The 8,899-nt window shown below is 64.6% G+C and carries 6 protein-coding genes and 2 pseudogenes; 2 read left to right on the top strand and 6 right to left on the bottom strand.

The window, feature by feature from the left end; all coding sequences use genetic code 11:
- Positions 1–492 (bottom strand): UbiA family prenyltransferase (locus EN745_RS23440; RefSeq protein WP_127422375.1); only part of this gene is annotated, 492 nt, incomplete at its 3' end.
- 43 nt (positions 493–535) lie between these two features.
- On the opposite strand from EN745_RS23440, the pseudogene EN745_RS37170 reads away from it, so the two are divergent.
- Positions 536–646, top strand: a pseudogene (locus EN745_RS37170) (phytanoyl-CoA dioxygenase); the annotation flags it as partial.
- A 153-nt stretch (positions 647–799) separates the two neighbouring features.
- Positions 800–2,080 (top strand): phosphoribosylamine--glycine ligase, encoded by a 1,281-nt coding sequence (gene purD / locus EN745_RS23430; protein ID WP_126055958.1) that lies wholly within the window; start codon positions 800–802, stop codon positions 2,078–2,080.
- Here the strand turns inward: purD and EN745_RS23425 are convergent.
- The 5 genes and pseudogenes from EN745_RS23425 to EN745_RS23405 all read right to left on the bottom strand — a co-directional run.
- A complete protein-coding gene (locus EN745_RS23425; RefSeq protein ID WP_126055957.1) occupies positions 2,077–3,447 on the bottom strand; it encodes an alpha-glucosidase/alpha-galactosidase in 1,371 nt (456 codons plus the stop codon). The genes purD and EN745_RS23425 overlap by 4 nt on opposite strands.
- A gap of 19 nt (positions 3,448–3,466) precedes the next feature.
- On the bottom strand, positions 3,467–5,134 hold the full coding sequence (locus tag EN745_RS23420) for an ABC transporter ATP-binding protein (protein WP_127422374.1): 1,668 nt from the start codon (positions 5,132–5,134) through the stop codon (positions 3,467–3,469).
- Between the two features lie 10 nt (positions 5,135–5,144).
- Positions 5,145–6,281 (bottom strand): ABC transporter permease, encoded by a 1,137-nt coding sequence (locus EN745_RS23415; RefSeq protein ID WP_126055955.1) that lies wholly within the window; start codon positions 6,279–6,281, stop codon positions 5,145–5,147.
- Positions 6,282–7,289, bottom strand: a pseudogene (locus tag EN745_RS23410) (ABC transporter permease).
- A 104-nt stretch (positions 7,290–7,393) separates the two neighbouring features.
- The coding region (locus EN745_RS23405; RefSeq protein ID WP_127422373.1) for an ABC transporter substrate-binding protein at positions 7,394–8,899 on the bottom strand (1,506 nt) is incomplete at its 5' end.

Genomic DNA, 8,899 nt, shown 5'->3' with positions numbered 1-8,899 from the left:
CGGGTAGACCGCGACGATGACGAGCGAGGCGACGCCGAGCGGAATGGCGAAGCTGTTGAACTGCAACAGCACCGCCAGGCCCGCCAGCGCCTGGATGACCAGGAACATCCAGGCCTGCCGGCGCGTTACCTTGCCTGCCGGCAGCGGCCGCGAGCGCGTGCGCTCGACCTGGCTGTCGATGTCCTCGTCGGCCAGGTCGTTATAGGTGCAGCCGGCGCCGCGCATGGCAATCGCGCCGACCAGGAACAGCAAGAGATACCAGGGCGCCGGCAGCAGGGTCAGCAGCGGATCCGTCGGACGCGGATAGGCGCTTGCCGCAAGAGCGGCCGACCACCAGCACGGCCACAAGAGCAATTGCCAGCCGATCGGGCGATCCCAGCGCGCGAGCTGCGCATAGGGCCAGAGCCCGCGCGGCAGCGCGCGGTAGACCCAGTGACCGCTCGGCGCGTCTGCGACGCGGCCCTGCGCCGCTTTCGACTGGATGGTTTCCATCGTGCTGGAGTGGCAGCAGCGGTGAGCGCCGTCAAGCGGCCGCGCGCATTATGTCAAGCGTCCGGGTCGCACCTCGCCGCCCTATCCGGGGCACGGCATGCAGCCCGGCCCGAAATTGCGTGAAGACTGGTTTCCGGTCGTTTTCCAGCGCTGACCGCGCCGACGTGACCCGCCCATCGGCGTGGAACGTGGCGCCCCTGGCGCGACGTTCCCGTGCGCAACCGGCATCGAGCGAGCCAAAAGCCTTGACCCGCCGGCCCCGGGGCAATAGCGGGAGGTCCTGTCGTGGATGACTGGGGATATCGGCATGCGCGTTTTGGTGATCGGCTCCGGCGGCCGCGAACATGCCCTGGCCTGGAAGATCGCGGCCTCGCCGCTGTTGACCAAACTCTATGCCGCGCCCGGCAATCCGGGGATTGGCCGTGACGCCGAGCTGGTCAAGCTCGACATTGCCGACCACGCCGCGGTAGCTGGCTTTTGCAAGGACAACAAGATCGATCTCGTCGTCGTCGGGCCGGAGGGGCCGCTGGTCGCCGGCATTGCCGATGACTTGCGCGGCGAGGGCATCCGCGTCTTCGGTCCGTCGAAGCGGGCGGCGCGGCTCGAAGGCTCGAAAGGCTTCACCAAGGACCTTTGCGCTAGATACGACATCCCGACCGCCACCTATGGCCGCTTCGCCGACCTCGACTCGGCGAGGGCCTATGTCGAGAAGGTGGGCGCGCCGATCGTCATCAAGGCCGACGGGCTCGCCGCGGGCAAGGGCGTCACCATCGCCATGACCTTGGACGAAGCGCTCGCCGCGCTCGACGCCTGTTTCGATGGCGCCTTTGGCGCCGCCGGCGCCGAGGTGGTGGTCGAGGAATTTCTGACCGGCGAGGAGGCGAGCTTCTTCTGCCTGTGCGATGGCACCACGGCGCTGCCCTTCGGCACCGCTCAGGACCACAAGCGCGTCGGTGATGGCGACGTCGGCCCCAACACCGGCGGCATGGGCGCCTATTCGCCGGCGCCGGTGATGACGCCCGAGATGGTCGAGCGAACCATGCGCGAGATCATCGAGCCGACGATGCACGGCATGGCCGAGCTCGGCGCGCCGTTCGCCGGCATCCTCTTCGCCGGGCTGATGATCACCGACAAGGGGCCGAAGCTTATCGAATACAACACCCGCTTCGGCGATCCCGAATGCCAGGTGCTGATGATGCGGCTGAAGGACGATCTCCTGGTGCTGCTCAACGCTGCCGTCGACGGCCAGCTCGCGCATACCTCGATACGCTGGCGCGACGATGCGGCGCTGACCGTGGTGATGGCGGCGAGGGGCTATCCCGGCACGCCGGAAAAGGGTTCGGTCATCCGCGGTCTTGAAGAGGCCGCCAGCGACGGCGCCGAGATCTTCCATGCCGGCACCGCCATCAACGGCGGCGCGCTCGTCGCCAATGGCGGCCGCGTGCTCAATGTCACGGCGACGGGTGCGACCGTCGGCGAAGCGCAGCAACGCGCCTACGCCGCGCTCGACCGCATCGACTGGCCGCAGGGCTTTTGCCGCCGCGACATCGGCTGGCAGGCTGTGGCGCGCGAAAAGGCCGGCGCCTAGGCGGCCTTGCTCCGGCCACCCTTACGCGCCCAGGCCGGCAGCCAGTCGCCGTGCGCGGCGAGCAGGTCGTCGACCAGCGACCAGATCTGGTCGAGATCGAGCTCGGCCGCGGTGTGCGGATCCATCATCGCCGCATGGTAGATGTGCTCGCGGTTCTCGCTCATCAGCGCCCGCACCGTCAGTTCCTGGACGTTGATGTTGGTGCGGATCAGCGCCGTCAGCTGTGGCGGCAGGTCGCCGATATACGTAGGCTGGATGCCCGAAGCGTCGACCAGGCACGGCACCTCGGCGGCGCAATCGAAGGGCAGCGAGGTGATGCAGCCATTGTTGCGAACATTGCCGTAGATCACCGACGGCTCGCCGGTCCAGACCGAGTTCATGATCGACGAGGCGTATTCCTTCGACTGCTCGACCTCGATCCGGTCGGCCGAGCGGTAGGCTTCGGCCTGGCCTTTCCAGCGCTCGATCTGTTCGATGCAGCGCTTCGGATACTCGTCGAGCGGGATGCCGAACTTCTCGATCAGGTCGGGGCGGCCGTCCTTGATGAAATAGGGCGTGTATTCGGCGAAATGTTCCGAGCTTTCGGTGACGAAATAGCCGAGCCGCGTCAACATTTCGTAGCGCACCTTGTTCGGGCAGCGCGGGTTCCAGCCGGGCTTGGGCGCGCGGCCTTCGCGATAGGCGCGCACGAGATCGGGATAGAGGTCGCGGTAGGAACCGTCCGCCTGGCGATGCTCGAATTTCAGATAGAAGGCCATATGGTTGATGCCGGCCGAGCGGTAGCGGATTTCCTCGTAGGGAAGGTCGAGGTCGTGCGCCAGCTCCATCGCCGTGCCCTGCACCGAATGGCAGAGGCCGACCTGCCTGATGGCAGGGTATTTCTCCGATATCGCCCAGGTGTTGATTGCCATCGGGTTGACGTACTGCAGCATGATCGCCTCGGGGCAGACCGCGAGCATGTCCTCGCAGATCTTCCACAGGTGCGGCACGGTCCTGAGACCCCGCATGATGCCGCCAACGCCCAGCGTGTCGGCGATGGTCTGGCGCAGGCCGTACTTCTTCGGCACCTCGAAGTCGGTGACGGTGCAGGGCTCGTAGCCGCCGATCTGGAAGGCGACGACGACGAAGTCGGCGCCGGCGAGCGCCTTGCGCTGGTCCGAATAGGTTTCGGCTTTCGCCTTCACGCCGAGCGTCGCGATCAGCTTGTTGACGACGAGAGCGCTTTCTTCCAGCCGCTGCGGATTGATGTCCATCAGCGCGATTGTCGCGCCCGAAAGCGACGGGCGCTGCAGCACGTCGCCGACAATGTTCTTCATGAACACCGTCGAACCGGCGCCGATGAATGTGATCTTGGGATTTCTTGCCACGCTAACCTCCGGCATATGCTCAGGCCACATCGAAAGCGGCTCGGACGAGCCGTTCGGTGTAGGCGGTCTTGGGATTGGTGAGGACCTCGTCGACAGGTCCCTGCTCGACGACCTTGCCGTGCTGCATGACGATGACGCGGTGGCACAGCGCGCGCACCACCTTGAGGTCGTGCGAGATGAAGAGATAGCTCAAGCCGCGTTCGTCCTGCAGCTTGCGCAGCAGGTCGATAATCTGCGCCTGGACGGAGAGGTCGAGCGCAGATGTCGGCTCGTCGAGCAGGATGAATTCGGGCTCCAGCGCGATCGCCCGGGCGATCGCGATACGCTGCCGCTGGCCGCCGGAGAACTCATGCGGAAACCGCGAGAGGATGTCGCCCGGCATGCCGGCGCTGACCAGCGCCTCGCGCACCCGCTCGATTCGCTCGCGCCGTGTCGCACCGATCCTGTTGACGACAAGCCCTTCCTCGATGATCTGGCCGATCGTCATGCGCGGGTTGAGCGACGAGAACGGATCCTGGAAGACGATTTGCATGCGCGAGCGCAGCGGCCGCATCTCGGCCCTGGTCAGGCCCTGGATCGGCTGGCCGTCGAAACGGATCTCGCCGCGCTTGGCGTCCAGCAGCCGAAGCAGCGCCTGGCCGAACGTCGTCTTGCCGGACCCGGATTCGCCGACCAACCCAAGCGTCTCGTGGCGGCAAAGCTTGAGGTCGAGGTCGTCGACGGCGACCAGCTCGCGCCAGTCGGGCTTCAGGAAGCTGCCGTGGCGCAGCATGAAGCAGACGCGCACGCGGTTCGCTTCGAGGATGGTGCCGCAGCCCTCGGGCAATGGTTGCGGCCGCCCACGCGGCTCGGAGGCCAGCAGCCGTCGCGTATAGGGATGCTGCGGATCGGCGAAGAGCCGTTCCGTGATATTGTGTTCGCACATCTCGCCATGCTGCATGACATAGACGTAGTCGGAGAACTTGCGCACCACAGTGAGGTCGTGGGTGATCAGGATCACCGCCATCCGCAATTCCTTCTGCAGGTTGCGGATCAGGTTCAGGATCTGCGCCTGCACCGTCACGTCGAGCGCTGTCGTCGGCTCGTCGGCGATCAGCACATCGGGATCGTTTGCCAGAGCCATGGCGATCATCACCCGCTGGCGCTGCCCGCCGGAGAGCTGATGCGGATACTGCTTCAGCCGCGCTTCCGGTTCAGGGATCTGGACATGCCGCAAAAGCTCCAGCGCCCGCGCCCAGGCCTCCTTGCGGCTGACCTTGCGGTGCACCCTGATCGCTTCGACGATCTGGCTGCCGACCGTATAGATCGGGTTGAGCGAGCTCATCGGCTCCTGGAAGATCATCGAGATGCGGTTGCCACGCAGCTTGCGCCGAGCGCTCTCCGGGAATTTCAGGATGTCCTGGCCGTCATATTCGACGCTCGATCTGGGCGACACGGTCGCACGCCGCGACAGCAACCCCATGACCGTGCGCGCCGTCACAGACTTGCCGGAACCCGATTCGCCGACGATCGCGATCGTCTCGCCGCGATAGAGCTGGAACGAGACGTCCTTGACCGCATCGACGACGCCATGCTCGACCTTGAAGGCGACCTCGATGTTGCGGGCGTCGATGATGGGCTTGTCCTGGCGCCCGCCATGGTCGCGGCGGAAGGCTGGTGCGAAGGGTTCGGCGAGTACAACGGACATCCCAGCCACCTCAATAGGGGTCGACGGCATCGCGCAGGCCGTCGCCCAGCGCGTTGAAGGCAAAGACGGTGACCAGCACGAAACCGACCGGCGACAGAATCCAGGGATAGGTGCCGATGACCGAATAGGTCGCGGTGTCCTGCAGCATCAACCCCCACGAGATCAGCGGCGGCTTGACCGCAAAGCCGAGGAAACCGAGGAAGGATTCGAGCAGCACCACCGTCGGGATCGCCAGTGTCACGGCGACGATCACGTGGCTCATCACATTGGGGAAGATGTGCTGCATGATGATGCGCCGGTCGGTGGCGCCGACCGCCATGGCGGCGCGTACATAGTCTATTCGCGCCAGCGCCAGTGTCTTGCCGCGCACCTCGCGCGACATCTGCGCCCAGCCCAGCGCCGACATGACGATGATGACAAAGGCGAGGAAAACGTTGGTCGGCGCGGTGACCGGGATCAGCGTGGTCAGCGCCAGGTAGAGCGGCAGCTGCGGGAAGGCGAGCACCAGTTCGACGAAGCGCTGCACCCAGACGTCGAACCTGCCGCCGAAATAGCCGGAGACCATGCCGACGGTGGTGCCGATGATGGTGATGATGAAGACGACCGTCAGCGCGATCATCAGCGAGACGCGCGAGCCGTGGATGGCGCGTGACAGCACGTCGCGGCCGAACTTGTCGGTGCCGAGGAAATGCACCGGCTGTCCGTCCATGGAGGCGAAGAAATGCCGGTCCGCCGGGACCAGTCCGAGGAGCTTGTAGGGCGCGCCCTCGACGAAGAACCCAAGCAGTCTCGGATGCTCATAGTCGGGGCCGACGATCGGCTGGAAGGTGACCGGATCGAGATCGGCGGAATCGGCCAGCGCATACACCCTCGGTCGCGCGACGAAATTGCCGTCCTTGTCATGGAAGCTCGGCAGCTGCGGCGGGGCGAAGCCTATATCCGTGGCCTTCGGGTCCATTGGAGCCAGAAACTCCGCGAACACCGCCATGAGAAGCAGAAGCGCGACGAGCCAAAGCCCGGCCATCCCGGTCCACGAACGCTTCAGCCGCCGCCAGACCAGCGCGATGTAGCTCTCATTGCCGCGCGCGGGTTTCTCGATGGCTCCCTCGGCGGGCGGCGGTGGCAGTGATGTGTCGCGCGCCAGCATCTAGCCCTCCCCGTATTGGCGGATGCGCGGATCGAGCAGGACGAGCAGCATGTCGGCGATGATGTTGCCCACGATCAGTGTCGCCGACAGCACCATCATGAAGGTGGCGGTGACATAGACGTCGCCGACCGCCATCGAGCCCACGATCGCCGGTCCGACGGTCGGCAGCGCGAAGATAATCGCCGTCTCGATCTCGCCGGTCAGCATGTAGGGCAGCACCACGCCCTGATACATGACCAGCGGATGCAGTGCATTGGGCACGGCATGGCGCATGACGACGGCGCCGCCAGTCAGCCCCTTGGCCTTGGCCGTCTCGACATATTGCGCGTTCAGCGTGTCGAGCAGATTGCCGCGCATGACTCGCATGTTGTAGGCGAGCCCGCCGAAAGTCGCGATCGCCACCACCGGCCAGACATGCTTGACCAGGTCGACGAACTTTGCCCACGATCACGGCGCGCCGCCATACTCCGGCGAAAAGAAGCTGCCGATCTCCGACACGTTTAACTGGAAGACCAGGAGATAGACGATGATCAGCGCCATCAGGAAGCGCGGCACCGTCATGCCGAGAAAGGAAATGGCCGACAGCGTCGAGTCGATCCAGGAATATTGCCGGGTCGCCGCCCATATGCCGAATGTGATGCCCAGCACCGAGGCGAGCAGATGGCAGACCAGCGCCAGCAGCAGCGTGCGCGGCAGGCGCTCGCCGACCACATCGGCCACTGGCTTGTTGTAATAGAGGCTGTAGCCGAAATCGCCGCGGGTGATGATACCACCGATCCAGTTCAGATACTGGATGGGCAGCGGCTTATCGAGGCCATGCTCGACGCGGTAGGCCTGCGCCTGCGCGTCGGCTTCGGCGAACGAGGCGCCGCCCTGGTTGATGAGTTGCGAGCGGATGTAGTCGGCATAGTCGCCCGGCGGCGCCTGGATGATGGCAAAGGTGACCAGGCTCAGTATGGCGAGGACCGGGATCGCCGACGCTATGCGCGTAGCCAAGAATCGCAGCATCGGTCCGGTTCTCCTCGCATTCACGCTTCAGTGGTTGGCCGCTGACTTCATCTCGTCCCGGCCGCGCGCGCGGCGCGGCCGGGAGTTTGGTCAGGGGAGGAAACTCAGTTCGTCGGGCCCTTGTCCCCGGGCTTGCCTGGAAGCTGCTCGGGGAACAGTTCGTATTTGTGCTGCTTGTCGGCGGCGACGAAGACCCGCTCGCGGATGATCGAATCCTCGGCCCAGTTGAACATGAAGATCGGCGTTCCCTGCGGGATGTTGGAGAAACGCTTGTTGACGATCAACGCGCCGGGATATTCGGTCAGGCCGACATTGTAGACATGTTCCGTCGAGATCTTCTGGAACTGCTTCATCAGGCTGGCGCGCTCGTCATTGTCCTGTGACGAGACGAACTTTCGGACGATGTCGACGAGATCCTTCTCGAACGGCATCAGGTCGACCTCGCCGCTTTCCGGCGCGCGGTGGTTCCAGCTGGTCTTCGGGCCGACCGGAGCGAGCTGCTCGGTGTTCTGCACCACAGAAGTCAGCTCCTGGTCGTTGCGCCGCACCAGCCAGTCGAAGCGGCCGGAATATTGCGAGGCATCGCGCTGGGTTCCATTGAGGCCGTTGAGCACGACGCGAAGCCCGAGCTTCTCCATCTGGCCGACGACGCCCTCGGCAAGGCTCTTGTCGGTGGTGTAGTCATTGTTGACCAGCATGACGATCTCGACGTTCTTGCCGCCGGCGGTTCCTGTGGGGAAGTTCACGAAGCCGTCGCCGTCGGTGTCCTTGAGACCGGCCTTGGCGAGTTCCGCCTTGGCGCCCGCGAGATCGAACGGGTAGTAGACAGTCGAGTTGCGGTCATAGAAGGAGGTGCCCGAAGAGAAGCCGCCCGGATAAATGGCGGTGAACGGGCCCTTCACCAGGGAGTCGCCGAGCGCCTTGCGGTCGAGCGCCATGGTGACGGCCTTGCGGAAGTCCTCGTTGCGATTCAGCTCACGGACGGCCTGACTGCGTTCGTCCGGATTGCCCCAGCCATTGGCCGAGAAATTCATGCGAAGATTATAGCCGATGAGGCGCGGGCCGAAGGCGAGACGGGCCGGCGCATCCTTTTCCGCAGCACGCTTAAGCGAAGCGACGAAGTTTTCCGGCTGCTCCAGGTTGGAGAAGTCGCCCGAACCCGCCACCGCCTGAACATCGCGGTCGGCCCAGGTAGACAGCTTGTAGTGCAACTCGTTCAGGTAGGGCAGCTGGTTGCCCTTCTCGTCGACCTTCCAGTAGTACGGGTTACGGCGCATGACGATGATGTCGTCCGGCCGATATTCGACCGGGACCCAGGCGCCCATCACCGGCATGTTCATGTATTCCGGCGGGAAGGCGTTCTTGAACTGGTCGTAGGTGTTCTTGGAATATTTCGGATGCTGCGGCTTCAGAATATGCGAGGGGCCGGGGCAGAAGGTGCCGTAGGCCATGGCATAGAGGTACTGTCGCGGGAAGGCGTCCTTGAAGGTCCACTCGACGGTGTAGTCGTCGATCTTCTTCAGCTCGGTGCCGACGCCGAAGGTTTCCTGGGTGGCGCCGTTCAGCGGCGAGACGTTGGGGTCCACGACCTCATCGTTCCAATAGAACAT

Origin of the sequence: Mesorhizobium sp. M4A.F.Ca.ET.022.05.2.1 (assembly GCF_003998845.1) — a bacterium.
Classification (GTDB): domain Bacteria; phylum Pseudomonadota; class Alphaproteobacteria; order Rhizobiales; family Rhizobiaceae; genus Mesorhizobium.
This window is presented reverse-complemented; position numbering and strand designations above follow the sequence as displayed.